Consider the following 23,204-nt stretch of genomic DNA (forward strand, 5'->3'; position numbering starts at 1 on the left):
TGTTGTGAAAGGCAATTTCAAAATCAAATAGTTGAAAAGAATGGAAAAAAGGTATGATCAAATAATATCACAAATATTCTGAATAGTAAACATGGTCATTCATTTAATATTTTACTTATTACACTCTCTCTACCCTTCTCGAGCCTTTCCATCGAGCACTCGTCCTTGATCTTGTAGTCAAGGTCCTCTGTAGCCCTAGAATAGGAAACTTCATCGATGTAATTCGTCAGATCTGCCTGATCGAAACAGGCCGGATGCACCAGCTGTCTTTTATTGTGATCGATGATGACACGTTCTGAGCCACTGGTCCGATCAGCAAGCGGCAAGAACAGCAGAAGAAGCAAAAGCAGAAGCAGAAAAGGCCATAAAAATTTTTTATTCATCTATAAAAACCCTACAAAAACGCCTTCCGGAGCCTCTAATTCACCCTCTTGACGCACGATTGTGCCTGTTTCAGTGATCTTGAACAGCACTACATTATGAGAGCGTTCATGGGCGCACACAAGGAAATTGCCGTCAGGGGTAATATTGAAGTCCCGCGGCCAGTCTCCGTTGGTAGATTCGATCTGGAGGCGTTTGAGTTCCTCACCATCAGATATGATTTCAAACACAGCGATACTGTCATGCCCTCTGTTTGAAACATAAATGAACTTTCCGTTTGGATGTTTCCGTATTGCCGCCCCCTGCGAATGTCCGCTGAAAGATTCCGGGAGTGCCGAATATGTCTTTAGTGGGGAAAATTTCCCGTCTTCATAAGCGGCTACGATCACTTCATTCGATAGTTCGGTAAAGATATAGGCATAGCGGCCATTGTTGTCGAACACCAAGTGTCTCGGGCCACTGCCTGCCGCCACATTTGATTCTGCCACTTTAACAAGTCGGTCACCTTTGATTTCAAGCGTAACAATCTTATCTGCACCAAGATCGACTGCTGCAATATATTTTCGGTCCGGAGTCTCGACGACAAAGTGGGAGTGCGGACTGTCCTGACGTTCATGGGGGCCATTCCCCTCAACCTGGAAAACATCCAGCCGTTCTGTCACCACACCACGCTCATCGACGCGATACAGACGGATCTCTCCAGATAGATATACCGCATCGATAAGATAATTCTGGTCTGATGTCAAGGTCAGATGACACGCGGAAGCTCCTTCTCTGAGACAGTCCTCTATCAGGTTGAGGTCACCGGTATTCGGGTCGCTGATATCGTAAGTTGCGATGCCTGATTTCGCCTTGCCCTTTTTAACTGCATACAGACGGTCTTTGTGAATGTCAAGGTATGTTGCATTCGGTGTTTCCGCTGCTTCCCTAATCTCCCCGAATACACCTTGTTTCAGGTCAAGGTCAAATTGATAGATACCCTTGCCATGGTCCTTTGTATACGTGCCGATGTATCCAATCATGCATATTCCCCCTAAGGTTCAGTTTGCCTTTATATTAGCATACCTGCTGATTTTCACTAAACGAAATTATCCGCAGTTGCAAAACAGAACGTATGTTCGTATAATGGCGTATATAACTCTACTGGAAAGAGGGGATCGCTATGGATTACCGGCAAATGCCCATCGACCAGCTAGACAGCAATATTCCAAAAGGGCGTGGCATGATCAAGTGGGCCCCATTCGCCACCATGCCGGAACAGTTTGAACGGGTGGACGCCATGATCGAGGCGCAATCAAAGATAAGCCGCCCCGAACTATCTGACGACCGCCTGGCGGAAATGGACCACACCATGAAAAAAGCCATCCATGAAAAGCGCAACGTGCGCATCGAATATTATTATGATGGGTTGCGCTTTCATGTCGATCTGCAGCTTCTCCGGGTCGATAGATGGAGTCTGATGCTGATTGGCCAACGTCTGGCGCCTGAAGATGAAATGGTGTTCATCTCTTTCATCGACATCCTCGACATCACCATGCTCGACCATTAAAAAAGCCGCACCTGGGTGCGGCTTTTTAACGTTCCAAAAATAGAACAGGTTCTTTTTGGTAATCGGTCGCCATCATCAGGTGATAGGCGAGTACAGTTGTCGTAATGGCCCCTACTCCGCCTGGTACCGGCGTGATGTAGGAGGTCTTATCGCGTACTGCGTCATAATCCACGTCCCCAACCATTTTACCTGCATCATTGAAGTTGATGCCGACATCCACCACAACAGCCCCTTCTTTCACATGATCTGCCCCGATCAGGTTGATGACACCGGCAGCACTGACAATGATATCCGCCTGGCGGCACTTTCCAGCCAGATCATTGGTATAGGCGTTGCATGTCGTCACTGTCGCATCACGGTTCATAAACAGCAATGATAATGGTTTTCCAACCACTTCACTTGCCCCTACCACGACTACATCCTTTCCTTTCAGAGGAATGTCATAGAACTCGAGCATCTCCATTACCCCAGCAGGCGTACAAGGTTCCAGACGATTCTCATCATCCGTCACTACTTGACCCAGATTAAATGGCGTCATGCCGTCGATATCCTTTATTGGATTCATCAATTCCTCGACTCGCTTCATGTCTATGTGTTCCGGCAGAGGTTGCAGCAGCAATATTCCGTTGATGGAATAATCTTCATTTATTTCCCTGAACTTGCTGAGGAAGGAACGGGCCGAGACATCATCTGGAAAATGGTATTGTTCTGTCTCAATAGAAAATTTTTCGAACCTTTTAATCGCCGCCCGTTCATAGGAAATCGAATCAGACCGTTCCCCTACCCTGACGAAAGCCACTTTCGGACTGATGCCATGCTTATCAGACTCACTAAGCGCCTTCTTTATCTTTTCGGAAAGATGTGCAGCAACTGCCTTGCCCTCCATAATCGTTGTCATAGAAAATGCTCCTTTGCAGCCTTTTTATCAAATATACCATACTTCGCCCCGCTCCATGTAACGGACACTGTCGATCAGTGAAAATAAAAAAACCGCCCAACAGGGCGGCTTAATATTACTTCGTTTCACGGTGCAGTGTATAGTTGTTTGTTCTTGGACAGAATTTTTTCATTTCAATACGCTCAGGATTGTTTTTCTTGTTCTTTGTCGTAATGTAGTTGCGGTCTCCGCAGTCTGTACAAGCCAAAGTTACATTTACTCTCATTCGTTACGCCTCCTTTACTCATTACCTGTTCCATTTCACATTCATGGTGAGGAACATCTGAATTTCATTGATATTGCAGTCATACCATGCCCGGTTCCTTTTTGAAAGACATCACGGACTCCATTTCAACTGGCCAGTTGATCATCCATTCGGGATGAAACGATGGTATTCGGACAGTATTGTCCTTTTTTGAACCGCCTTAACCATTTTAAAGGTTTATTCAATTTTTTTCAACACTTTTATCGATGAACGTAAAAAAATGGGCAATTGCGCTTGCCCGTCCCTGCATCATACGCTATAATTATAAATCGTAATCATTCCGTTATATTGAGGGGCTATACCATGAAAACTTATAAGATGACAGCTTTATCCATCCTCCTGCTGCTGCTTGGTGCATGTGGGGCAGATTCGGCAAATGAAGAAGAAACAGAGGAATTGACTGTGTACACGACAGTCTTCCCCCTAAAAAGCTTCACCGAATCGATTGGGGGCGATACAGTACAGGTGGAATCCATCTACCCCACTGGCGCCGATGTCCATACTTACGAACCCACGCAGAAGGATATCCTGAACTATGCTGAAGGAGATCTCTTCATCTACACTTCCAAAGCGCTCGATCCCGTCTCAAAGAAGATCGAAGGCTCAATCGGTGACCACACTGAATTCTTCTCAGCCGCAGACAGCATTCCGGAGTCCGCATATCTCCATACAGAACATGATCATGATGAGCATGCACATGAAGAAGCAGGCGACCCGCACATCTGGCTCGACCCGAAACTTTCGATCGAGATGGCGAAATCCATCCAGGATCAGCTGATCGAAATGAATCCCGATCATGAAGAATTGTACAGGGACAACTATGAAGCGTTGGAAGACGACCTTGAATCGATCCATGATGCGTTCACCGAGGTCACAGAGCAGACCGAACGCGATACAGTGTACATTTCCCACGCCTCCCTCGGCTATCTCGCCAACAGGTACCACTTCAATCAGGTGGGCATCTCCGGCTTGAACAACGAGGAGCTTTCCCAGCAGGAATTGACGCAGATCGTCGAAGAAATCAAAGCGCATGATGTGCCTTATATCCTCTATGAACAGAACATCACCTCCAAGATAGCAGACACTGTAAAAAATGAGACGGGCATAGAACCACTAGAATTCCATAACCTTTCAGTCCTGTATGATAGTGATGAAAAAGACGCCACCTATCAATCCGTCATGCGGCAAAATGTAGAAGTCATCGACAAGGCGTTGAATGATTGATGGCTTCAAACAAAATGAAAAAGCTGGCCCTTTGAGGCCAGCTTTTATACTTGATTCGGTTCCGCTTCAATCTCTTTCTTCAATCTCTCAGTGAATTCCCTTATTTCTTTGACATCCTGCTTCAGGAAAAACGCCAATACTGCTACACCAATCACTCCTGCTACAATCAATACAGCAATAAGCTTGAAGAGGAATGAGAATAATGATTTAATCGCTTCCATGATGAACCTCCATAAAATGATTTACTGGACTGTACCCGTTCCACTATATTTTAAGCAATACATATGAAAAGCATCGATCGGCCACCTGAAGACTTTGCATTATCGCTTTTCGCCAGAGCGCTTCATGCCTCAGTCACCAATCACTTTGATATGGACCCGTCGGGCCCTCGGACCATCAAACTCTGCAAAATACAGGCTCTGCCATGTTCCGAAGAGGACTTCCCCCTTTTCGATTATGAGCGTTTCACTCGCGCCGGTCAGCGACGATTTCATATGGGAATCCGAATTCCCCTCAAAGTGCTGATATGCCGGCTTGTTGTCAAAGGTAAGATCTATCCCGTATACAAGATCCTTCACAACATCCGGATCCGCATTCTCATTGATTGTGATTCCTGCTGTCGTATGGGGAGTGAAGACCGTCATGATCCCTGATCGCACGCCACTTTTTTCCAAAGCTTCAAAGACGAAGGCATCAATATTAACAAATGCCGTACGTTCATGTGTATCGACTTCAAATGTAAAAAGCATATTATCACCTTTAACCTTTCCTATTTCCGGGTATAATCTTACTAGAACACGATGAAAGGGGGTATTCAAATGCCTTATACCATGAATGACTACCCGGATTCCTTAAAGAACTTGAAAGAACTCGAAAGAAAAAAGGCGATCGACATCATCAACGCCATGTTGAAGGACGGATACGATGAGGAACGTGCCATTCCGATCGGAACCGAGCAGGCGGAACAATGGTATAAAGACGCTTCACAAAAAGATCTTGATGAACTAAAGGATAAAAAAATTACGCAACACAAACCTGACCCCAACTCACAGGGTGGCAAGATTGCAGATAATGATGTTTCAGTCTTTTATGAAGACGATGAATGGAAAGTACAGACCAAAGGGGCAAAACAGCCCAGCAACACTTATGATAATAAGGATGACGCTGTCAGGCGCGCTAAAGAAATTGCCGAAAACCGTGGGACCCGCACACATATTCACAATAAAGATGAGTAAATGGAACTCCGGTCAACTGACCGGGGTCATTTTTATACTTGATGGTTCAGGTCATGCGAGGCATCAAGGCCAATCTTTTCAAGTGTCGTCCCCTCACGCATGAAGTCGACTTCCAACATAAGTGAAGTCAGATGGATAACTGCATCAATCGTCGGTGTGTGGACATCAAGCGCTTCTGCAATGCTTTTCCAAAGCACAAGCCCATGCCCGACATCCTCCACTATATACCGGTTGTCGAGTGCAGTAGGACCTGCAAGATCTCTAAGAACCGGGCTTTCATTATATTGTGTCTTCAACGCTTTTCCAGGTTCGAAATAGGTGCTCCGTTCGGAACGCCCCGCTTTATCCAACACTTCAAAACCGAGTACTTTACATATTTCCTGGCGCTCTCCATCAATCGCTTCTATAGCCTTTACAGTGTGTTCCGTCACACCATCACGGTACAGGTAGAAGTTTTCGCCATCATTGTCGATGGTGCCGGAATTCAGGATGGAAGGGGCCGGGTGACTTTCCGGATTGCCATTGTTGAGTGTCGTCTCAAGTATATTCTCAGCTGGCACGAGCGTATCGTAAAGCATATGCAGCTTCGAAAGCATTGGTTCCGTATCACCCGAAGGATAGGCACTGAACAGGTTATGTCGGCTCCTTAATATGATGTCCGCGTCGTTCGTCGCGTAATCATAACGTGCAGCATATGTCAGGGACATCGATTCCCCTATCATAACCGAAATCTCCGGCCGTTTCCGTTCAAGCCGCTTCGACAGCTTCATGCTGCTCATCGCACTTGCACCGTTAATGAATATCATCTGACCCGCTTCAAGATATGGTATGATTTCTTCGAACATATCTGAAAGTATATGGGTCGGCAGACAGGTCATGACGACTTCTGCCTCCTTCACCGCTTCCTTTGGATTTCTTGTGAATGCACTGATCCTGATTGGTCTTCCCCTAAAATGTACTTTACCTTCCGTAATGTCAGAATGCGGATCTTTTATGGCCGACGGTGAATGGTACAGTGTGACTGTGTGCCCGCGCGCCGTCAAGTCAGCCGCAGCTACTATGCCGCCATTGCCCGCGCCAATTATGGAAACTTTCATTGCAGATGAAACACTCCTTAGGAATTATAATTCAAATTATACTGAATATTTAATTATTTAGCCACCCTAAAAAGCCCGGAAGTGTATCCGGGCATCATTTCGGCTGATCATTCTTTATTTTTTTTATAGCTGGTATATCGGCAGGTGCCCAATCAAGTGAATCGATCGCCGCCCTCGGCAACCATTTCATATCAATATGCTCAAGAAGGCGGATATCTCCTGAGAGCTGCTCTGCATAATATGTAGTCAATTCCACAACACCAAAATCATATTCATGGACCGTCGTCACAATTTTATCCTGGACAAGGATGTCACACTGCATCTCTTCCATCAATTCACGCTTCAAAGCCGCGTCAGGCGTTTCGCCCGCTTCAATTTTGCCGCCTGGGAATTCCCACTTCAACGCCAGATTCTTACCTTCCGGGCGCTGTGCGCACAATATCTCATCCTTATCGTTGACTATTACCGCACCGACTACCCTGATATATTTTTTCATCTGAATCCTCCAAGATATGTTCTCGACCCATTATAACAGATCTGTCGCATGGAAAATCAAGATTTACGGGACGGTTTATGGTATTCTTATGCCTACCCCCCCATTAAAATGGAGCAAAAAGCCAAAAAAAAGACCTTCTGCCCTGAAAAGGTTAAGAGGTCGGGTGCATTTGAGGGCAGAAGCGTCCAATTAAGGGTAAGGAAAAATGAACTTACTGGGAGTACCTAATAAACATCGATAGGGGCTGGCCGTCCATCAGGAAGGTAACCAGATCCTCTTCCCAAAGTACTGATTACTTCATGGTCGTGCTTGACGACGCTCGCTTCCGCCGTTGGTTCATCGACCACTGCTGTTGAGCCTAATAGCATAGTGCCCAATATTAAAGCACTGAGTATCTTTTTCATGCCCTCACCACCTATCTGTTTATAACTACATTATGGATGATTCTAAATATTCAATCAATATCCACATCCGGGAAAGTTGTGAACAATTCTTCAGCAAGGAGGCTCGCCATGGAATACTACACCCGCTTTAAGGAAATGCGTCAGCAGAAAGGGCTCACTCATCTGGAAGCAGCCGAAGGCATCTGTGGCAAGACCACCATCTACCGTTTTGAACGGGGGGGATGCAGCACTCTCCGCCCCCATACTCCACAGATTGTGCCGGCGCCTTGGCATAAGCATGCAGGATCTTTTCATCGATGAGGCTTCTGAATACGCCCTGATCGACCACTATCTTGATATGATGCGCGAATATGTCTATTTCAGACATGCCGATCTGCTCAAGGTGACGCTTGAAGATGCCCAGGAAACAATCAATATAAGGTCGGAATTCGACCTTCAATACCGTAATTACAAGCGGCTCTTCCGTACATATACAGCAATCATACTGAGGAATGAAGGGCGTCTTGAAGATTCCGAACACATTCTCACAACCTTGATCGAAGAAACGAAGTCCAACAAGATGCTGGAACTTGAAATCATAAATACGCTCGGCGATCTGTACATCATCACGGATCGCTCTGAAGATGCCCTTACACTTTACCATAAGCACCGCAACCGCATTCTTGAATCAAGGCATATGAATGAAATGGATCGTTACATGATCATTCAGCTCTACTACGGCTATGCCGTCAGCCTCTACAACAATTTCTTCTACGCAGAAGCAGTCGACATCTGCTATAAACTGCTGATCCGGATAGAAGAGAACAACTCACTCTACTACAGGGGTAAGGCAAACCATCTGATGACACTCATCCACGTGGCATTAAACGAGCCGAAATCTGCGCGCCATTATTTGGCCAAGGCAGAAGCTGCTTTCTTTCTTGAAAATCTGCAGGATAAGATGGCTGAACACATCGAAATCGCAAAGAACGCAATAGAAGCGCTGGAATGACCATTCCAGCGCTTCTTTATATGGATCAAAAAGCTATGCCTGCTTTTGTTCAAGCATTTCGATGATTTCACCCCGCGAGAGCTGCGCGATATTATTCTTCATATTCGCCTGCCGCATACTCTCGTCAGCAATTACAGGGATATCCGCATGATTGATGCCAAAGTCCGAAAGCGTCATGCCAAGCCCCAGATTCTGCTTCAGTCCATTGAAGGCACGTGCGAGGTCTTCGGCATCCTCAAAACCGATGTCCTTTGCATGGTCGTGAAGCTGTGGATTGGCTTTAGCATTGACCTTGAACCATTCATCCAAGGAAAAGGCACATGCTTCCCCGTGGGGGACATCGTACTGGGAAGTCAGGTAGTAGCTCATGGCATGAGACCCGGAAGTCCCCGTCTGGCTGAACGCCATCCCTGCCATCATGCTCGCAAGGGACATGTTGGTCCGTGCCTCCCTGTCCGAGGGCTCGTTATAGGCTGCAAGCAGATTTTTAAATGCCAGGTTCGCTGCACGTATCGCCAAAGTGTCGGAGACCGGGTTATGTTTGGTGGATCCGAGGCAATCCAGCGCATGACAGATGACATCAATCCCTGAAATTGCAGTCACCTTCGGTGGGCACGTCAATGTCAGTTCCGGATCGACCAGCGCGACTTTCGGATAAAGTCCAGGTCCGATCAGCGGTACCTTCAGTCCTTGTGATTTATCGCTGATGATGCTTGAAGCTGTGACTTCAGAGGCTGAACCGCTTGTTGAAGGGATCGCGATGACTGGTAATGCCCGTGTGAAATCTGTGTGCTCGATGATGGACCCAGGTTCCACACCTTGCATATATGCAGCTGCTGCAGCTTTCGAGGCATCCATTGCTGAACCGCCGCCAACGGCGATGACAGCATGGGCATCATGCGCATGGAGTGCTGCTGCAATCTCCGAAACATTTTCAATGGTCGGGTTGGCCTCAATATCGGAAATGACCGTTTTTATTTTCTCACCGAGTTCGGTCTCGATGAATTCCGCTACCCCATTCTTCACTTGGGAACGCGTCGCCACCACAACGAGCCTGCTGTACTCGAGATCCGAGATGATCTCACCAAGCTGTGAGATGATGCCTTCGCCGAAACGGATATCGACCGGATGTTTGAAAGTGAACATGAATATCCTCCTTTATTCTATCTGACTGCCTCCATTGTACCTCAATAGACTGACAAAACGAAAAACAGGACACCATATGGTGTCCTGCATTCTATACGAGACGCTTCATTTCTTCTGCAACATGTTCGACTTCAGTACCGACGACGACATGGACGTTGTTGCGCCCCGGTCTGATGACGCCGTGGGCGCCTGCTGATTTGATGATTGCATCATCTATCTTGGCTTCATCCATAACATTGATGCGCAGACGCGTCGTACAGTAGTCGATTGTATCGATATTCTCTTTGCCACCGAGTCCGATGAGGATCTGGTCTGCTTTTTTGGAGTACTTATCGTCGAAGGAAGATGACTTCTCATCCACTCCCTCAACTCCTTCGACTCCTGCTCCAGTCGGCGCTTCTGCAGCCAACACCGAATCATCGCGGCCCGGCGTCTTAAGATCGAGCACTTTGATGATCACCCTGAAGATGACATAGTATAGGACAAAGAATACGAGCCCCTGCAGGATCAGCATATAAGGCTGGTTGGCGATGGGTACTTGGGTGCTGAGTACAAAGTCGATCAGTCCCGCACTGAAACCAAACCCTGCCGTCCATTCAAACGATGCTGCAATGAACAGGGACAATCCTGTAAGTGCTGCATGTACGACGTATAGCAACGGCGCGAGGAACATGAAGGAAAATTCAAGCGGCTCCGTTACACCTGTAAGGAATGCCGTCAATGCAGACGCAAGCAAAATGGAGCCAGCGGCTTTTTTGAACTGTGTCTTAGCCGTATGGTACATCGCAAGTGCAGCCCCCGGCAGCCCGAACATCATGATCGGGAAGTAGCCGGCCTGGTAACGGCCTGTGATGCCCTGTTCACCCTCGTTGTCCCAGAAGTTGCCGATATCGTTGATGCCGACTGTATCAAACCAGAACACCGAGTTCAATGCGTGGTGCAGGCCGGTCGGGATCAGCAATCTGTTGAAGAAGCCGTAGAGGCCGGCGCCGACGGCACCCAGTCCACTGATCCATTCCCCGAATGAGAAGAGGCCGTTATAGAGCAGTGGCCATACATAGTACAGCACACCACTGAGCACTATCATGACGAATACAGCGATGATCGGCACCGCACGGCGCCCGCTGAAGAATGCAAGGTAATCAGGCAGTTTCGTGCCGCTGAAGCGGTTGTATAGAGCCGCACTGATCAAACCTGTGATGATACCTAAAAATACGTTGTTTTCGATGACTCCGAAGGCGGCCCCCACTTCTTCCAGTTCAATACCGCGCAATAAGGCAATCGAATCTGCCTTCAGCAGGTTGGTCACGACAAGGAATGATACGAGGCCGACAAGTGCCGCCGCCCCGTTTTTATCTTTCGACATGCCAAAGGCAAGCCCCACTGCAAACAGGATCGCCAAGTGATCGAGGATGGCGCCGCCTGCGTTGATCAGCATGCCGGCGATTGCGTTGCCGCCACCCCACCCATCAGGGTCGATTGCATACCCCAGACCTAGGAGCAACGCCGCTGCCGGCAGAACTGCCACCGGTAGCATGAATGCACGCCCCATGTTTTGAATATAACGTAACATAACCAATCCCCCTTTATAAGATATAATAGCTGTAACTGGGTTTATCTTAAATATAGCACATGCCAGTCAGTTGATGTATAGAAATTTATTTTCAATACACTATAATAATAATATAAAATATCTTTTGAAAGGATGATACTATGCAGCGCCTCATAAAAAATGCACGCCTCGTCACCCATGATGACACGTTCGGCGATCATTGGCTGCTTATCGAAAATGATAAAATAAAATCGTTCGGCCCGATGGAGAAGTGCCCGGATGCAGAAACGGTTCTTGATGCACAAGGGGACAATGTCCTGCCCGGCGGCATCGAGATGCATATACATGGTGCCGATGGCGTGGATGCGATGGATGCGGACGAGGCTTATTTGGAGAAGATTTCAGCCCATCTGCCGAGCACCGGTTCCACATCGTTCCTGGCCACCACCATGACCTCCCCGATCAAAGACATTGAACGGGCTCTTGAGAACTTATCTGGCTACACGTACGCGGGAGGGGCAAAAATGCTCGGCATCCACTTGGAGGGGCCGTTCATCTCAAAAGCCCACCCAGGCGCACAAGATCCAGCCCATATCCTGAAACCCGATCACGCGTTGGCACGTCGCCTCCAATCCCTCTCAGGCAATCAGATCCGCCTGATGACATATGCCCCTGAAGAGGACCCTGGCGACTTCATAGAGACACTGAAGGATTTGTCGATCATCCCTTCAGCCGGTCATACAGATGGTTTGTTCGATACATTGAAAGATGCTGAAACGAAAGGGCTCAGCCACATCACCCATCTGTATAATGGCATGCGCGGCCTTCACCACAGGGAACCCGGTACCGTCGGCTTCGCCTATATGGGGGATGCCTTTACTGAACTGATTGCAGATGGCATCCACTGCAGAAAGGAAATGATGAAACTGGCCTATGACATCATCACACCAGACAGGCTCGTCATAATTACAGATGCCATGCGCGCCCAAGGCCTGCCGGATGGCGAATATGACCTCGGCGGCCAGAACGTCCACGTCAAGGATGGCGAAGCGCGCCTCGCCGACGGAACGCTCGCCGGCAGCGTATTGACTATGAAACAGGCCATCAGGAACATGAGGGAAGTCACCGGGTGTACATGGCAGGATATCGTTAAGATGACCGCCTATAACCCGGCCGTTGAACTCGGCTTGACCAAATCAAAAGGCGTCATAAAAGAAGGCGCCGACGCCGATCTGGTGATCTACGATGATGCTTCAAATCTGAAGCACACCATTATAGACGGTGAAATATACTGCTAGAGTCTCAATTCGCGCTCGTCACGCGGACCAACGAGAGTTAGACGCCCAATTCTCGTTCGTTGCCCGGACCAACGGGAGTTAGACATCCAATTCGCGCTCGTCACGCGGACCAACGGGAGTTAGACATCCAATTCGCGCTCGTCGCCCAAACCAACGAGAGTTAGACGAGACATTCATCTCAGTGCACACTTCTCCACACAAAAAAGCTCCGGATATTTCCGGAGCTTTTTCCTATTCCCACCAATTGTCGCGTTTTGCGTACGTGATGGACAATGTTTTTCTTTCTCTTTCTTTATGTGCGCTACGCCTTGCTTCAAGTTTGATGCGATCCTCGCCTAACGTCCTGAGGAAGGAGACCATCAGCATGATGAAGATTATGATGAGTGGCGCACCTGCAACGATGGAGGCGGTCTGCAACAGACTCAATGAATCATCTCCGCCTATCAGCAATAATGTAAATGGCAGGAAGGATAACGCAAATGCCCAGAACAGGCGGTTCCATCTGTATGGTTCACCATCAACCTTTGTCTGGGTGGATGATGCAAGAATATAGGAACCTGAGTCGAATGTCGTCGCCAAGTAGAGCAGTGCAGTAATGATGAAGATCAAAGTCATCAGTTTGCCGAAAGGCAGCTGGCCGATGATTGCCATGATTGCCGCTTCCCCACTTTGGTTGTTGAGGACATCCGTCACAGAGAATGTACCGGAAATTTCAAGCCATAGCCCGAAGTTCCCCAGTATTCCGAAGAAGAGTACACACCCAAGCGTTCCGTAAAGGATTGTACCAAGCACAACTTCCTTCAATCGGCGACCTTTGGAGATCCTTGCGATGAAGAGCCCGATGAATGGTCCATAGACCAGCCACCATGCCCAATAGAATACCGTCCAGCTTTGAGGGAAATCGGTCGTTTCTATGCCCTTAAAGCCACCAAATGGTTCAAGCCAAGTTGCCATCCGGAAGAAGTCTTTCATCATCAGACCGACACTTGAGACGGTTGTTTCCATGATGAAGATCGTTGGTCCGACAACGAAAATGAAGGCAAGCAGGATGAACGTCAACCATAAGTTCATGTCGCTCAGTACCCTGATCCCCCTCTTTAGACCGGAATAGGAACTGATTGCAAAGATGACAGTTGCGATGATAAGTATGCTGAGTCTCAGCACCAGGCCACCGCCGTCTATTCCAAACAGGGATTCCACGCCGGCTGCAATCATTGGCGTCCCAAGCCCCAATGTCGTCCCGGCCCCGCCGAGCAGACCGAATATGAAGAGTACATCGATCAGTTTGCCGGGCCATCGTGTTGTATACTTCCCAAGAATAGGCTCACACGTGAGACTGATTTTGAGTATAGGATTCTTTTTAACGTAAAGACTGTAGGCAATTGGAAGTGCGGGCAGCACATAGATCGCCCACGCAATCGGTCCCCAGTGGAAGATACCGTATGCGGCTGCATAGTTGATCGCTTCTTCACTTTCCGGGGCAATATGAAACGGTGGAGCCTGATAATAGTAGACCCATTCAATCGCACCCCAGTAGAGGATACTCGACCCGATACCTGCTGAGAAAAGCATGGCTGCCCAGCTGAATGTTCCAAACTCAGGCTTTTCATCAGCCTCACCCAGTGTAACCTGGCCGTATTTGCCAAACGCTATGTACAATACGAAAAGAAGTGCTGCCACTCCAATTCCAAGATAAACTGCGCCCAACCCGCCGGTCACTACATCGTTAAGCCGCAGGATGATAGCTTCACTCGCTTTTGGAAAAGCGATGAGCGGCACTATGACAGATAAAAGAATAATGATTGAAGCTATAAATGTTGGCCAATCCATCAATCGAAATTTTTTCATTTCCTCACCTCGTGTAATTTTATAATTACTCTTTATAAGTACTTCCTGCCAACTTTCTTATATTAACATAAGTACAGAGATAAACAACCGCTTGCAAAAGTTCCAAATAAGCATTCAACGGCACTTTATAGGCAGAACCACGCCTCTTTTTCATCCAGCCCCATCACATAACAAATCTATAGGAGCGTATCGTCCCTTTTAAATGTAAGCGGTTGCAATATACTGAATATTAAAATATAATGGCGGTATATCAAACTAGGAGGTATGGCAATGACATTCGATTTTCCACATAAAAAAGATGCTCAATACAAAATCAAGGCGCAGTATGAAAACTTCATCGGCGGCGAATGGATACCGCCTGTAAAAGGAGATTACTTTGAAAATGAATCACCGGTCATCGGTGAAAAGGTGTCCAAGGTACCACGCTCGACGAAAGAAGATATCGATAAAGCTGTGGAAGCGGCACATAAGGCACATGCAGAATGGGGATTGACCTCACCTACGGAACGGAGTAATATCCTGCTCCAGATAGCAGACCGTGTAGAACAGAATCTGGAGGAACTGGCAGTACTTGAAACTTTCGAGAATGGTAAGGCAGTCCGCGAAACATTGAATGCCGACCTGCCTCTCGTGGTCGATCATTTCAGATATTTTGCAGGTGCGATACGCGCCCAGGAAGGCGGCATATCCCAAATCGACAACGATACGGTAGCTTATCATTTCCATGAGCCGTTGGGTGTAGTCGGCCAGATCATCCCATGGAACTTCCCGCTTCTGATGGCTTCCTGGAAACTCGCGCCGGCGCTTGCTGCGGGTAACTGTGTTGTGCTGAAACCGGCAGAACAGACGCCTTCCACCATCCTTCATCTGATGGAACTGATCAGTGATATCGTACCAAAAGGCGTCATCAACGTAGTTAACGGCTTTGGTTCAGAAGCCGGTCAGGCACTGGCGACACACGATAAGGTCAATAAACTCGCATTTACAGGGGAGACGACTACAGGCCGCATCATCATGCAGAATGCCAGTCAGAACATCATTCCGGTCACACTGGAACTCGGCGGTAAATCACCTAACATATTCGCCAAAGACCTTATGGACGAGGATGATGACTTCCTCGACAAGGCGATTGAAGGTCTCGTCATGTTCGCTCTGAACCAGGGTGAAGTCTGTACCTGCCCTTCACGTGCAATCGTCCACGAAGATATATACGATGCCTTCATGGAGCGGGTCATCAGCCGTGTGGAACAGATAAAGGTCGGCAACCCGCTTGATGAGAATACGATGATGGGCGCACAGACGTCCAAGGAACAGAAGGAAAAAATCAGTTCCTACCTCGATATCGGCAAGAAGGAAGGGGCGGAAGTGTTGACCGGGGGCAACATCAAGGAAGTCGATGGAGACATTGCTGGCGGTTATTATTTCGAACCTACCATTTTCAAAGGAAACAATAAAATGCGCATCTTCCAGGAAGAAATATTCGGTCCCGTGCTCGCCGTGACGACTTATAAAGATGATGACGAAGCACTTGAAATCGCGAATGATACGCTCTACGGCCTAGGCGCCGGTGTATGGACACGCTCACAGAACAAGGCCTACAGATTCGGCCGTGGCATACAGGCAGGACGTGTATGGGTGAATACGTATCATGATTATCCTGCCCATGCTGCGTTCGGCGGCTACAAGATGAGCGGTATCGGTCGCGAAAACCACCTTATGATGCTTAGTCATTATCAGCAGACGAAAAATATGCTCGTCAGCTACGATGAGTCACCAAAAGGATTTTTCTAGATGCCTGAACTGAAGGCAATAGATGCCACCGAAGCGGCAAAAGAACTGATCAGAGATCTGAAGGAAGAGCACGGAGATCTCATATTCCACCAATCTGGTGGATGCTGCGACGGTTCCAGCCCCATGTGCCTGAAGGAAGGCACCATGATCATTGGCGACGCGGATGTCAAACTCGGTGAAGTGGAGGGAGTCCCTTTCTATATGCATCATAGGCAGTATGAGTATTGGAAGCATACCAAGCTCACGCTTGACGTCGTAGAAGGCATCGGCGGCATGTTCAGTGTCGAAGGGCCGCGCGGTGTGCGCTTCCACATCCGGAGTGAACCAATCGACAGTATAGAATCATCCTGATCGACAAGAAGCAAATCTGTCGACCCAATAAAAAAGGACGAGGGCTATAAGCCTTCGTCCTTTTTTATCATCAAATATTACTCTTCATCGTCAAATTCATAGTAATCGGAGAGCACGTTCTTGATTTCAATCTTCTCTTCCGACTGGACCAGCTTAATGTTTGATACGACCGTATCGCATCCCTCTTGGGCGAGATGGCCATTAAGTTTCTTGACCAGTTTCAGCAATTCATCAATATCACCTTCAACTGTCGTTTCCATCGGTCCGATGAAATGTGTCAATCCACTATTTTCAATCAATTCAATTGCACCCTTAACATGGGAGAAAGCATCGCTTGTATTTGGATGATGGGGAAGCAACTGTATGCTCATGATATAATTCATCCTCTTACCTCCTTTTCAATATTTAATTCCGATTATATGATACCATTATAGAAAAGGGTTTCAAAGAAACCCGCGTTTATATCGAAGGAGCTTTCATATGAGCAAAAACACATTCAAATGGTTGAACTTCACTTTGACCATCATCGCCCTCTTCGCCATCTATGTGTTCCTGGATGGCATCATCGATCCATCACTTCATGGCTTTATGCTGATTGGTCTGATAATAGCCGGTCTGGTTTCACTTGTGCTTGTACTACGCAATGAATCCTGAAAAACCCCGCCTTTCTAAGGCGGGGTTTTGTCTAGAATAATATATGCCACATATAGAGTGTCGCATAGGCGCCGTAACTGCCCCAGTCTTCAATGACCGATGCGATATACGCTTTATCCGGCCGCTCTTCCAACCCATCGGTGAGTCTGATTGCGTTGCGTAATCCCGCATCCCCGATCGGCACGGCGTTCCTGTACTTAAGGGTACGCATCAGAACGGTGTTGGCACTCCACAGCCCGATTCCTTTGAAGCTGGTCATATATTTCAATACCGCACCATAATCCCCTATGGCAAGGAGCTTCCCTTTTGACAGCTCACCATTCTGCACCCCACTGGCACACAGCCCGAGGTATTCCGCTTTCCTATAGGAGACCTGCATGTCTCGTAGCGTCTCCGGATCGAGCGACGACAATTCCTCCGAGGTTGGCATCAGCCAATACTGCCGGCCTTCATATTCGACATGGTGGCCAAAATGCTCCACTATGCGACGCTTTAGTATATACGCAAATGCCATGTTGATCTGCTGGCCAAGGACCGCCCACATGAGCGCTTCCATGATGTCTGGTTTACAGGTCATGCGATAGCCTGTGCGTTCTCCTATAATCTGTGACAACCGCGGATCTGCTGCTGCGAATCGATAAAATGCCTCCAAGTCGTAATCGAGATCGAGCCAGTCCACTACATACTCCCTGATATGTTCTTCCTTGGCACCTTCATTGTAGAGTATATCGACGTCAACCGCGTCCTTGCTGTGGGACATGACCTCAAACAGCACTGCTTTTCCATCAATATGAATTGCCCGCCTCAACTTGCCTTCATGCGCTTCATAGAGGCAATCATCCTGCTTGGCCATGAAATCATAGGTCATCGTATAGTTGAATGGCCCATTCGCTTCTATCCTCATCGTCTGATCCGTCCTTTCACCGTCTCCCCCTGCCTCGGTTCCTGACCATCAGCGAATTGGATGCGGATGGCGTTCGCCCTGTTGGGGTCGGCCTGATCCATCACATGGAAATGGAGGTGTGGGGTGTCGGAAGCTCCACTGTTGCCGCATTGGGCAAGACGCTCACCTGTTTCTACATGATCGCCTTCTTTTACTGAGATGGAGTGTTTTCTGAGATGGGCAAGCATGGTGTATTCATCATGCTCGTGGGAGAGAATGATGTAATTCCCTTCAGGCTTTGACATATCTGGGCGACCCGGCAGATTGTCTGCTACGCCATCCGTTACATGTATGACCGTGCCACTGCGCGGCGCCGTAACTGCCGAACCGAACGCGTGGTATGCCTCGTTCTTCCCTTCATCATCACTATGGGATCGCTCCTCTTTTTTTCTGATGAAATCATAGGCATAGCGTTGGTGGGCATATGGATAGTGATAGTTCAGGAACAAGTCATTCCCACCCCATAGCACGAACCACTCCGATTCGAACGGCAGATGATAGGCATTGATCGACAGTTCGCGGTCTGTCCCATATTTCTCGTACACATCGAATTGGATGCCGATGATTATTTCATCCCCGTCAAAAGCGACTGTAATCATACGCTCTTTGGCTTCATCCAGCCATTGGTACCTGCGTATGCCGGGCTCAAGGGAGTTTTGCAGGTTCAGTGTGAATTGCCTGCCGTCCTGGAATTCTTTGGCTGCAGCGACGAAGGTGTCCAAATCCATCTGGTTTTGGAATGCTGCCGCGGTCCGGCTATAGATGGCTTCAAAATCGCCTTCTGAAAAATGATTGCCGAATGCTTCGGGTGATAGGTTTGACATGATGCATCTCCTTTCAATACTGCAGTGCTCATTTAACCTTACTGATGATCTCTTCAGCCTGATGTTTGACTGACGAAAGGTCGTTGAGCCTGTAGCTGTCGTAATTCTGCATGATGACTTGTGATTCGCTGACACCCGCCTGCTCTGCGATGTCTGCACGCAATTCGTCATCTATGCCTTTGACGTTGACGAATAGATAGTCGGCATCGTACGCACCGAGCGTCTCCAATTCAATCGGCAACGGGCCTTCCTCCAATGCCTCTCGGAGCGATTCATCCATGCCGAAATCGAGTACGTCATACACCGCTTCAGTACCGAAGGCGGAAAACTCATCACGGATGATATACCCATCCGCCTCTTTAGTCAGGACGATCGCCTTTTTACCGCTCGCCATATCCCCTGCCCTCCGCTGGATGCGCGTCATCTCTTCAAGCCACCCATCACCGATGCTTTGTGCTTCTTCCTGTTTATCCAGTATGACGCCAAGGTTATACAACTGGGTCAGATAAAGCCGCTCCCTGAAAGGGCTGAAGATGGATGTACTGTAGCTGATCTGCACAGTTGGCGCAATCGCCTGATAGTCTTCTATGTACGCATCGGGCGCATAGGTGATGATCAGATCCGGTTCCACGGCTTTCATCCCTTCAATATCACCGTGTTCCAAAAGAATGATTTCAGGATCCATCTTCTCCTCGGCAAGCCAGGTATCTTCAATCATGTCCCCCGCACCGACAACATCGGCATCCAACAGTGCCGCGTTGCCGGCATCCACGCCGCGCAGCAGCACGATACGCTCTGGGTTTGCTGGTACTTCAATCTCTTCCGTGTGCTCAGTCACGATCTGTCTCGTCGCGCCATCTTCTGAGACGCCCGTCTCCCTGAAGCCGCTGCATGCCGAGACCAGGACCATCGTAACGATGAGCAATAGCCTGGTTTTCATCTTATGCATCTTCCATCCTTCCTCTGATCTCTTTCATTATACATGAATGGATTTTACAGGGGAAACCAAAAAGGACAGGCGCGAGGGGAAGCCCCTCTGCCTGTCACACTGCGTTTTCTTCCTGGTCCACAGAAATCTCTCCATCCAGTTTCAGCCTTTTAGCCCTATATCTGTAGATGAAGTCGAGAAATTTATCCAGCTTACCATCTGAAACACTTTTCATGCTGATGACGATTTCGTTGCCGATCCATATATGGATGATGTTGCCGACCAGCAACAGATTTTCCGTTGTGATGCCGGTGATGTCCTTGTACCCGACAGCATGGGTTTCAATCTCTTCTTCCCGCTTCAGTTTGATGAACAGCCTATGCGTCGTAGGGATGATGCCGCCGTGGAAAGAGTGGTGGCCATCTTTCTCGTATTCTACGGTGCCGATCAGTTCCGGGCCGACGACTTCCTCTTCGTAAAGTGCCATATCATCGAGATCTTTTAATCTGTTATGCATAAACATACCCCCAGATTCTTTATAATCATCTACCCTTCCTGACTCTATTATAAACTATTCCGAATTTTAAGACAATGGCACCGGCCAACATTCCTATGATTCCGCCCAGTGTATTCAATATGACATCATCCACATTGGAGATGCGGCCGATCGGTAAGGTGTACTGCAGAAATTCAATGATGGCAGAGAACAGGAATGCAAAGAGCACAGTGATGATTTCCTGGCGGATAATCAAAAACAGAAAGAAGCCAAATGGCACGAACAACAGGATGTTCATGCCGATCGAGTTGATGATTGCATAGTCGGCCGCATATTCAAATGTATCCAGGATACTGTAGAACGGGACGAGCTGCGTTACTTTCTCAGGGTTTGAACTCGGCAGCAGGGTCAACAGCAGGGTGCCGATTATCGACAGCATCAGACCGATGAAAATCAAGTATCGGACCTGCTTATCAACGGTATCGAGCCTATGTCCTGCCTTTCTATTGATTGCGAGGGTCAGGAAAATGATCAGGAACGAGAGCAGTATAAATATCGGAATGATCGATTGGAACGCTTCAAACAGCTTTGACATATATCTCCCTACCCTCTCATCCAAATTGTTGTTCTGTAAAAATTTTATACATATCATGCGATGCCATCAATTCCTGGTGGGTACCGCTGCCGGTGATGCGTCCTGCTTCAAGGAAAAATATTCTATCTGAGTTGACGACGGTCGACAACCTGTGTGCAATGACCAGCACGGTCCGTCCTGCCATCAAGTCATCCAGTGCTTCCTGTACATACTTCTCGGAACGGGAATCCAGACTGGCTGTCGCCTCATCCAGCATCAATAATTCAGGATCCTTCAAAAATGCCCGCGCGATGCCGATGCGCTGACGCTGACCGCCCGAGAGGCGGATGCCGCGCTCCCCGACCTCGGTATCGAGTCCGTCTTCAAGCTGATTGATGAACTCATCCGAGTAGGAACGGCTTACCGCAAGTGCCACTTCCTCCTCAGTATACTCAGTCGCCTCAAGGCCGTAGGTGATATTATCCCGGATCGTCCCGGAGATGATGGCACTTTCCTGTGCCACATAGCCAATGTTGCGTCTTAGGACAGGAAGCGGGATATTGCGGATATCCACCCCATCTATACTGATGCTGCCGCCTTTGACATCATAATACCGCTCGATCAGTGCAAATATGGTTGATTTACCGCTTCCGCTCGGCCCCACGAATGCCACCTTCTGGTTCGGTTCGGCCCTCAAGTTGACATCTTCAAGCACCGGTGTCGATTCGTCATATCCAAACTTGACGCTGTCGAATGTCAATGTTTCGAATCTGGGTGTCTCGCCGGCGGGTTCATTTCTCTCCTCTTCCATTCCAAGTATCGTGATGATGCGGTCCGTTGCCCCAAGGGCTTTATTATATTCGGTAAAGAACATCGCAAACATCGTCATCGGCATGATGATCTGGAACAGATACAGCAAAAACGCCACAAGTGTACCAATTGAAAGCGTCCCTTCCGATACCCTCAATCCTCCATACGCAATGATCAGGATGATGACAAACATCATCACAGTACTCATGATCGGCGACAAGAAGGCGTTTATCTTCGCTTCCTTCATGCCGAAATCGAACAATCTGCTGATGCCTGCTTTTCCCCTTTCACGTTCGTACTCTTCCCCATTGAAGGCTTTGACAAGGCGCATCTCACCTAAAGTCTCCTGGATCAATCCCGTAAACGATGCGGTTTCATCCTGCAGCGCCCTTGATATGCGGCCCATCCGCCGGCCGAGGGGCAATATGGCCACAATGGATATCGGAACCGTGATGAACATGATGAGTGACATGCGCCAATCCAGTATGAGGAGGATGACCACTGCCCCGATGATCGAGATGATGCCACTGATCAGCTGGGGGAAATGGCGGGTGATCAGATCTTTTATGATTGCAGTGTCGTTGACGACCCTGCTGACGGACTCGCCGCTTTTTGTGCGGTCGAAATACGGAATCGGCAGTTTGAGGAACTTATGCCACACCCGTTCCCTGAGCCCCTTGATGATCGTCTGTCCGATATGCGCCAATATATAGTAGGAGACCCCATCCAGTATGGCACTCATCAAAAAGACCCCTATGATGATGCCGATCAGCATGCCTGAGATGCTCGATGGGCTGTAGCCATCGATGAATTGCTGGGTCAGTAGAGGCACGATCAGCGACCCGATTGTGCCGAACAGGGTCAACACCATGCCAATGATGAAGAGCCCCCTGTTCAGATCAGTCTGCCTGAGCAGTGCCGTGAAATCACGGAATGTGGCCCGATCTTCCTGATTTTCCTTTGCCATCCCTTAATCATCCTTCCATATGGTTTCCAACTGTTACAGTATATATTACTAAATGGCTCTCCCTAATCATGTGTGCTTGACATTGAAAAAAGCAGAATCTTCCTCTAATGTTTAAAGTACCAACCCAAAACATTGATAGAGAGGAAGTTCTGCTTGTATAAACAGTTTACTACAGATATCCTGCACCTACCAACCTTTATATTGAATAATGAAGGAGAACGTGTGAAAGATGGCTGGGTTCTCGGCGTCGAGCCGAAGCCACAGAACCATCTCTGTCCGTTATGCTTCCAGGAAAGTATCAATCATGCCAGAAACAAGAATCGCTTCCTGCGTCACGCCTGGGTTTCTACCCGGGAAACCATCTATATTCGTGTCCCGGTCCACCGTCAGCGTTGTGAAGACTGTGGCATCACCTGGACGGTCGAATGGCCGGAGGTTCCCGT

The 23,204-nt window shown here is 48.2% G+C and carries 28 protein-coding genes; 9 read left to right on the forward strand and 19 right to left on the reverse strand.

The window, feature by feature from the left end:
• Positions 1–95 precede the first annotated feature (95 nt).
• Entirely contained in the window at positions 96–383 is a 288-nt protein-coding gene (locus ACFFLE_RS07510; protein WP_380570524.1) for an alpha-amylase, read from the reverse strand.
• Entirely contained in the window at positions 384–1,403 is a 1,020-nt protein-coding gene (locus ACFFLE_RS07515; protein ID WP_380570525.1) for a lactonase family protein, read from the reverse strand.
• 140 nt (positions 1,404–1,543) lie between these two features.
• Between ACFFLE_RS07515 and ACFFLE_RS07520 the strand changes: the two genes are divergently transcribed.
• Entirely contained in the window at positions 1,544–1,930 is a 387-nt protein-coding gene (locus tag ACFFLE_RS07520; protein WP_380570526.1) for a YolD-like family protein, read from the forward strand.
• A 25-nt stretch (positions 1,931–1,955) separates the two neighbouring features.
• Here ACFFLE_RS07520 and ACFFLE_RS07525 read toward each other — a convergent pair whose 3' ends face one another.
• Together ACFFLE_RS07525 and rpmG are read right to left on the reverse strand one after the other, a co-directional pair.
• Positions 1,956–2,828 carry a bifunctional 5,10-methylenetetrahydrofolate dehydrogenase/5,10-methenyltetrahydrofolate cyclohydrolase gene (locus ACFFLE_RS07525; protein ID WP_380570527.1) on the reverse strand — a complete coding sequence of 291 codons (873 nt, stop codon included), beginning with the start codon at positions 2,826–2,828 and terminating at the stop codon, positions 1,956–1,958.
• Between the two features lie 115 nt (positions 2,829–2,943).
• The gene (gene rpmG, locus ACFFLE_RS07530) at positions 2,944–3,093 is read right to left on the reverse strand and encodes a 50S ribosomal protein L33 (protein ID WP_344700620.1); all 150 of its coding nucleotides are present in this window, start codon (positions 3,091–3,093) and stop codon (positions 2,944–2,946) included.
• Between the two features lie 342 nt (positions 3,094–3,435).
• Between rpmG and ACFFLE_RS07535 the strand changes: the two genes are divergently transcribed.
• Positions 3,436–4,356 (forward strand): metal ABC transporter solute-binding protein, Zn/Mn family, encoded by a 921-nt coding sequence (locus ACFFLE_RS07535; protein ID WP_380570528.1) that lies wholly within the window; start codon positions 3,436–3,438, stop codon positions 4,354–4,356.
• 44 nt (positions 4,357–4,400) lie between these two features.
• On the opposite strand, the gene ACFFLE_RS07540 is transcribed toward ACFFLE_RS07535, so the two are convergent.
• Positions 4,401–4,577 carry a hypothetical protein gene (locus ACFFLE_RS07540; RefSeq protein ID WP_380570529.1) on the reverse strand — a complete coding sequence of 59 codons (177 nt, stop codon included), beginning with the start codon at positions 4,575–4,577 and terminating at the stop codon, positions 4,401–4,403.
• 129 nt (positions 4,578–4,706) lie between these two features.
• Entirely contained in the window at positions 4,707–5,105 is a 399-nt protein-coding gene (locus ACFFLE_RS07545) for a secondary thiamine-phosphate synthase enzyme YjbQ (RefSeq protein WP_380570530.1), read from the reverse strand.
• Between the two features lie 69 nt (positions 5,106–5,174).
• On the opposite strand from ACFFLE_RS07545, the gene ACFFLE_RS07550 reads away from it, so the two are divergent.
• Entirely contained in the window at positions 5,175–5,591 is a 417-nt protein-coding gene (locus tag ACFFLE_RS07550; RefSeq protein WP_380570531.1) for a DUF2188 domain-containing protein, read from the forward strand.
• Positions 5,592–5,623: 32 nt separating this feature from the next.
• Here ACFFLE_RS07550 and ACFFLE_RS07555 read toward each other — a convergent pair whose 3' ends face one another.
• From ACFFLE_RS07555 to ACFFLE_RS07565, 3 genes are all read right to left on the reverse strand, one after another.
• Positions 5,624–6,688, reverse strand: a complete 1,065-nt coding sequence (locus ACFFLE_RS07555) for an NAD/NADP octopine/nopaline dehydrogenase family protein (RefSeq protein WP_380570532.1) — start codon at positions 6,686–6,688, stop codon at positions 5,624–5,626.
• Between the two features lie 94 nt (positions 6,689–6,782).
• A complete protein-coding gene (locus ACFFLE_RS07560; RefSeq protein ID WP_380570533.1) occupies positions 6,783–7,184 on the reverse strand; it encodes a (deoxy)nucleoside triphosphate pyrophosphohydrolase in 402 nt (133 codons plus the stop codon).
• 224 nt (positions 7,185–7,408) lie between these two features.
• A complete protein-coding gene (locus ACFFLE_RS07565; RefSeq protein ID WP_380570534.1) occupies positions 7,409–7,588 on the reverse strand; it encodes a hypothetical protein in 180 nt (59 codons plus the stop codon).
• 108 nt (positions 7,589–7,696) lie between these two features.
• Between ACFFLE_RS07565 and ACFFLE_RS07570 the strand changes: the two genes are divergently transcribed.
• Together ACFFLE_RS07570 and ACFFLE_RS07575 are read left to right on the forward strand one after the other, a co-directional pair.
• On the forward strand, positions 7,697–7,888 hold the full coding sequence (locus ACFFLE_RS07570) for a helix-turn-helix domain-containing protein (RefSeq protein ID WP_380570535.1): 192 nt from the start codon (positions 7,697–7,699) through the stop codon (positions 7,886–7,888).
• Positions 7,866–8,579 (forward strand): tetratricopeptide repeat protein, encoded by a 714-nt coding sequence (locus ACFFLE_RS07575; protein ID WP_380570536.1) that lies wholly within the window; start codon positions 7,866–7,868, stop codon positions 8,577–8,579. The genes ACFFLE_RS07570 and ACFFLE_RS07575 overlap by 23 nt, the downstream gene beginning before the upstream one ends.
• Before the next feature lie 33 nt (positions 8,580–8,612).
• On the opposite strand, the gene ACFFLE_RS07580 is transcribed toward ACFFLE_RS07575, so the two are convergent.
• A complete protein-coding gene (locus tag ACFFLE_RS07580) occupies positions 8,613–9,725 on the reverse strand; it encodes an iron-containing alcohol dehydrogenase (RefSeq protein WP_380570537.1) in 1,113 nt (370 codons plus the stop codon).
• A 91-nt stretch (positions 9,726–9,816) separates the two neighbouring features.
• Positions 9,817–11,298: an N-acetylglucosamine-specific PTS transporter subunit IIBC gene (nagE, locus tag ACFFLE_RS07585; protein WP_380570538.1), complete on the reverse strand. Its 1,482-nt coding sequence runs from the start codon at positions 11,296–11,298 to the stop codon at positions 9,817–9,819.
• A 140-nt stretch (positions 11,299–11,438) separates the two neighbouring features.
• Between nagE and nagA the strand changes: the two genes are divergently transcribed.
• Positions 11,439–12,575 carry an N-acetylglucosamine-6-phosphate deacetylase gene (nagA, locus tag ACFFLE_RS07590; RefSeq protein ID WP_380570539.1) on the forward strand — a complete coding sequence of 379 codons (1,137 nt, stop codon included), beginning with the start codon at positions 11,439–11,441 and terminating at the stop codon, positions 12,573–12,575.
• A 231-nt stretch (positions 12,576–12,806) separates the two neighbouring features.
• Here the strand turns inward: nagA and ACFFLE_RS07595 are convergent, their stop codons facing one another.
• The gene (locus ACFFLE_RS07595) at positions 12,807–14,423 is read right to left on the reverse strand and encodes a BCCT family transporter (RefSeq protein ID WP_380570540.1); all 1,617 of its coding nucleotides are present in this window, start codon (positions 14,421–14,423) and stop codon (positions 12,807–12,809) included.
• A gap of 270 nt (positions 14,424–14,693) precedes the next feature.
• Here ACFFLE_RS07595 and exaC point away from each other — a divergent pair, with 270 nt between their 5' ends.
• Both exaC and ACFFLE_RS07605 read left to right on the forward strand, forming a co-directional pair.
• Positions 14,694–16,214: an acetaldehyde dehydrogenase ExaC gene (gene exaC, locus ACFFLE_RS07600; RefSeq protein WP_380570541.1), complete on the forward strand. Its 1,521-nt coding sequence runs from the start codon at positions 14,694–14,696 to the stop codon at positions 16,212–16,214.
• A complete protein-coding gene (locus ACFFLE_RS07605) occupies positions 16,215–16,565 on the forward strand; it encodes a DUF779 domain-containing protein (protein WP_380570542.1) in 351 nt (116 codons plus the stop codon).
• Positions 16,566–16,642: 77 nt separating this feature from the next.
• Here the strand turns inward: ACFFLE_RS07605 and ACFFLE_RS07610 are convergent, their stop codons facing one another.
• A complete protein-coding gene (locus ACFFLE_RS07610; RefSeq protein WP_380570543.1) occupies positions 16,643–16,948 on the reverse strand; it encodes a thiamine-binding protein in 306 nt (101 codons plus the stop codon).
• A 97-nt stretch (positions 16,949–17,045) separates the two neighbouring features.
• On the opposite strand from ACFFLE_RS07610, the gene ACFFLE_RS07615 reads away from it, so the two are divergent.
• Positions 17,046–17,219 (forward strand): hypothetical protein, encoded by a 174-nt coding sequence (locus ACFFLE_RS07615; RefSeq protein ID WP_380570544.1) that lies wholly within the window; start codon positions 17,046–17,048, stop codon positions 17,217–17,219.
• Positions 17,220–17,250: 31 nt separating this feature from the next.
• Here ACFFLE_RS07615 and ACFFLE_RS07620 read toward each other — a convergent pair whose 3' ends face one another.
• The 6 genes from ACFFLE_RS07620 to ACFFLE_RS07645 form a co-directional block, all read right to left on the reverse strand.
• Entirely contained in the window at positions 17,251–18,123 is an 873-nt protein-coding gene (locus tag ACFFLE_RS07620; RefSeq protein ID WP_380570545.1) for a DNA-3-methyladenine glycosylase family protein, read from the reverse strand.
• Complete coding sequence (locus ACFFLE_RS07625; protein WP_380570546.1) at positions 18,120–18,986, reverse strand: M23 family metallopeptidase; 867 nt, start codon at positions 18,984–18,986, stop codon at positions 18,120–18,122. Before ACFFLE_RS07625 ends, ACFFLE_RS07620 begins: the two co-directional genes overlap by 4 nt.
• Positions 18,987–19,014: 28 nt before the next feature.
• Positions 19,015–19,935 (reverse strand): ABC transporter substrate-binding protein, encoded by a 921-nt coding sequence (locus ACFFLE_RS07630; protein ID WP_380570547.1) that lies wholly within the window; start codon positions 19,933–19,935, stop codon positions 19,015–19,017.
• 94 nt (positions 19,936–20,029) lie between these two features.
• On the reverse strand, positions 20,030–20,431 hold the full coding sequence (locus tag ACFFLE_RS07635; RefSeq protein WP_380570548.1) for a PH domain-containing protein: 402 nt from the start codon (positions 20,429–20,431) through the stop codon (positions 20,030–20,032).
• A 25-nt stretch (positions 20,432–20,456) separates the two neighbouring features.
• Complete coding sequence (locus ACFFLE_RS07640; RefSeq protein WP_380570549.1) at positions 20,457–21,005, reverse strand: VanZ family protein; 549 nt, start codon at positions 21,003–21,005, stop codon at positions 20,457–20,459.
• A gap of 16 nt (positions 21,006–21,021) precedes the next feature.
• Positions 21,022–22,761: an ABC transporter ATP-binding protein gene (locus tag ACFFLE_RS07645; RefSeq protein WP_380570550.1), complete on the reverse strand. Its 1,740-nt coding sequence runs from the start codon at positions 22,759–22,761 to the stop codon at positions 21,022–21,024.
• Positions 22,762–23,204 lie beyond the last annotated feature (443 nt).

The sequence above is a fragment of the Salinicoccus siamensis genome, assembly GCF_042429615.1.
In the GTDB taxonomy this organism is placed as follows: domain Bacteria; phylum Bacillota; class Bacilli; order Staphylococcales; family Salinicoccaceae; genus Salinicoccus; species Salinicoccus siamensis.

Excerpts from the sequence above, each read along its gene's own strand:
- ACFFLE_RS07535 (WP_380570528.1), top strand. The coding sequence starts at position 3,436 with ATGAAAACTTATAAGATGACAGCTTTATCCATCCTCCTGCTGCTGCTT.
- ACFFLE_RS07620 (WP_380570545.1), bottom strand. The coding sequence starts at position 18,123 with ATGAGGATAGAAGCGAATGGGCCATTCAACTATACGATGACCTATGAT.
- ACFFLE_RS07560 (WP_380570533.1), bottom strand. The coding sequence starts at position 7,184 with ATGAAAAAATATATCAGGGTAGTCGGTGCGGTAATAGTCAACGATAAG.
- ACFFLE_RS07575 (WP_380570536.1), top strand. The coding sequence starts at position 7,866 with ATGCAGGATCTTTTCATCGATGAGGCTTCTGAATACGCCCTGATCGAC.
- ACFFLE_RS07610 (WP_380570543.1), bottom strand. The coding sequence starts at position 16,948 with ATGAATTATATCATGAGCATACAGTTGCTTCCCCATCATCCAAATACA.
- ACFFLE_RS07605 (WP_380570542.1), top strand. The coding sequence starts at position 16,215 with ATGCCTGAACTGAAGGCAATAGATGCCACCGAAGCGGCAAAAGAACTG.
- nagA (WP_380570539.1), top strand. The coding sequence starts at position 11,439 with ATGCAGCGCCTCATAAAAAATGCACGCCTCGTCACCCATGATGACACG.
- ACFFLE_RS07640 (WP_380570549.1), bottom strand. The coding sequence starts at position 21,005 with ATGTCAAAGCTGTTTGAAGCGTTCCAATCGATCATTCCGATATTTATA.
- ACFFLE_RS07555 (WP_380570532.1), bottom strand. The coding sequence starts at position 6,688 with ATGAAAGTTTCCATAATTGGCGCGGGCAATGGCGGCATAGTAGCTGCG.
- exaC (WP_380570541.1), top strand. The coding sequence starts at position 14,694 with ATGACATTCGATTTTCCACATAAAAAAGATGCTCAATACAAAATCAAG.
- nagE (WP_380570538.1), bottom strand. The coding sequence starts at position 11,298 with ATGTTACGTTATATTCAAAACATGGGGCGTGCATTCATGCTACCGGTG.
- ACFFLE_RS07595 (WP_380570540.1), bottom strand. The coding sequence starts at position 14,423 with ATGAAAAAATTTCGATTGATGGATTGGCCAACATTTATAGCTTCAATC.
- ACFFLE_RS07615 (WP_380570544.1), top strand. The coding sequence starts at position 17,046 with ATGAGCAAAAACACATTCAAATGGTTGAACTTCACTTTGACCATCATC.
- ACFFLE_RS07540 (WP_380570529.1), bottom strand. The coding sequence starts at position 4,577 with ATGGAAGCGATTAAATCATTATTCTCATTCCTCTTCAAGCTTATTGCT.
- ACFFLE_RS07520 (WP_380570526.1), top strand. The coding sequence starts at position 1,544 with ATGGATTACCGGCAAATGCCCATCGACCAGCTAGACAGCAATATTCCA.
- rpmG (WP_344700620.1), bottom strand. The coding sequence starts at position 3,093 with ATGAGAGTAAATGTAACTTTGGCTTGTACAGACTGCGGAGACCGCAAC.
- ACFFLE_RS07565 (WP_380570534.1), bottom strand. The coding sequence starts at position 7,588 with ATGAAAAAGATACTCAGTGCTTTAATATTGGGCACTATGCTATTAGGC.
- ACFFLE_RS07510 (WP_380570524.1), bottom strand. The coding sequence starts at position 383 with ATGAATAAAAAATTTTTATGGCCTTTTCTGCTTCTGCTTTTGCTTCTT.
- ACFFLE_RS07570 (WP_380570535.1), top strand. The coding sequence starts at position 7,697 with ATGGAATACTACACCCGCTTTAAGGAAATGCGTCAGCAGAAAGGGCTC.
- ACFFLE_RS07515 (WP_380570525.1), bottom strand. The coding sequence starts at position 1,403 with ATGATTGGATACATCGGCACGTATACAAAGGACCATGGCAAGGGTATC.
- ACFFLE_RS07550 (WP_380570531.1), top strand. The coding sequence starts at position 5,175 with ATGCCTTATACCATGAATGACTACCCGGATTCCTTAAAGAACTTGAAA.
- ACFFLE_RS07630 (WP_380570547.1), bottom strand. The coding sequence starts at position 19,935 with ATGCATAAGATGAAAACCAGGCTATTGCTCATCGTTACGATGGTCCTG.
- ACFFLE_RS07635 (WP_380570548.1), bottom strand. The coding sequence starts at position 20,431 with ATGCATAACAGATTAAAAGATCTCGATGATATGGCACTTTACGAAGAG.
- ACFFLE_RS07580 (WP_380570537.1), bottom strand. The coding sequence starts at position 9,725 with ATGTTCACTTTCAAACATCCGGTCGATATCCGTTTCGGCGAAGGCATC.
- ACFFLE_RS07525 (WP_380570527.1), bottom strand. The coding sequence starts at position 2,828 with ATGACAACGATTATGGAGGGCAAGGCAGTTGCTGCACATCTTTCCGAA.
- ACFFLE_RS07545 (WP_380570530.1), bottom strand. The coding sequence starts at position 5,105 with ATGCTTTTTACATTTGAAGTCGATACACATGAACGTACGGCATTTGTT.
- ACFFLE_RS07645 (WP_380570550.1), bottom strand. The coding sequence starts at position 22,761 with ATGGCAAAGGAAAATCAGGAAGATCGGGCCACATTCCGTGATTTCACG.
- ACFFLE_RS07625 (WP_380570546.1), bottom strand. The coding sequence starts at position 18,986 with ATGTCAAACCTATCACCCGAAGCATTCGGCAATCATTTTTCAGAAGGC.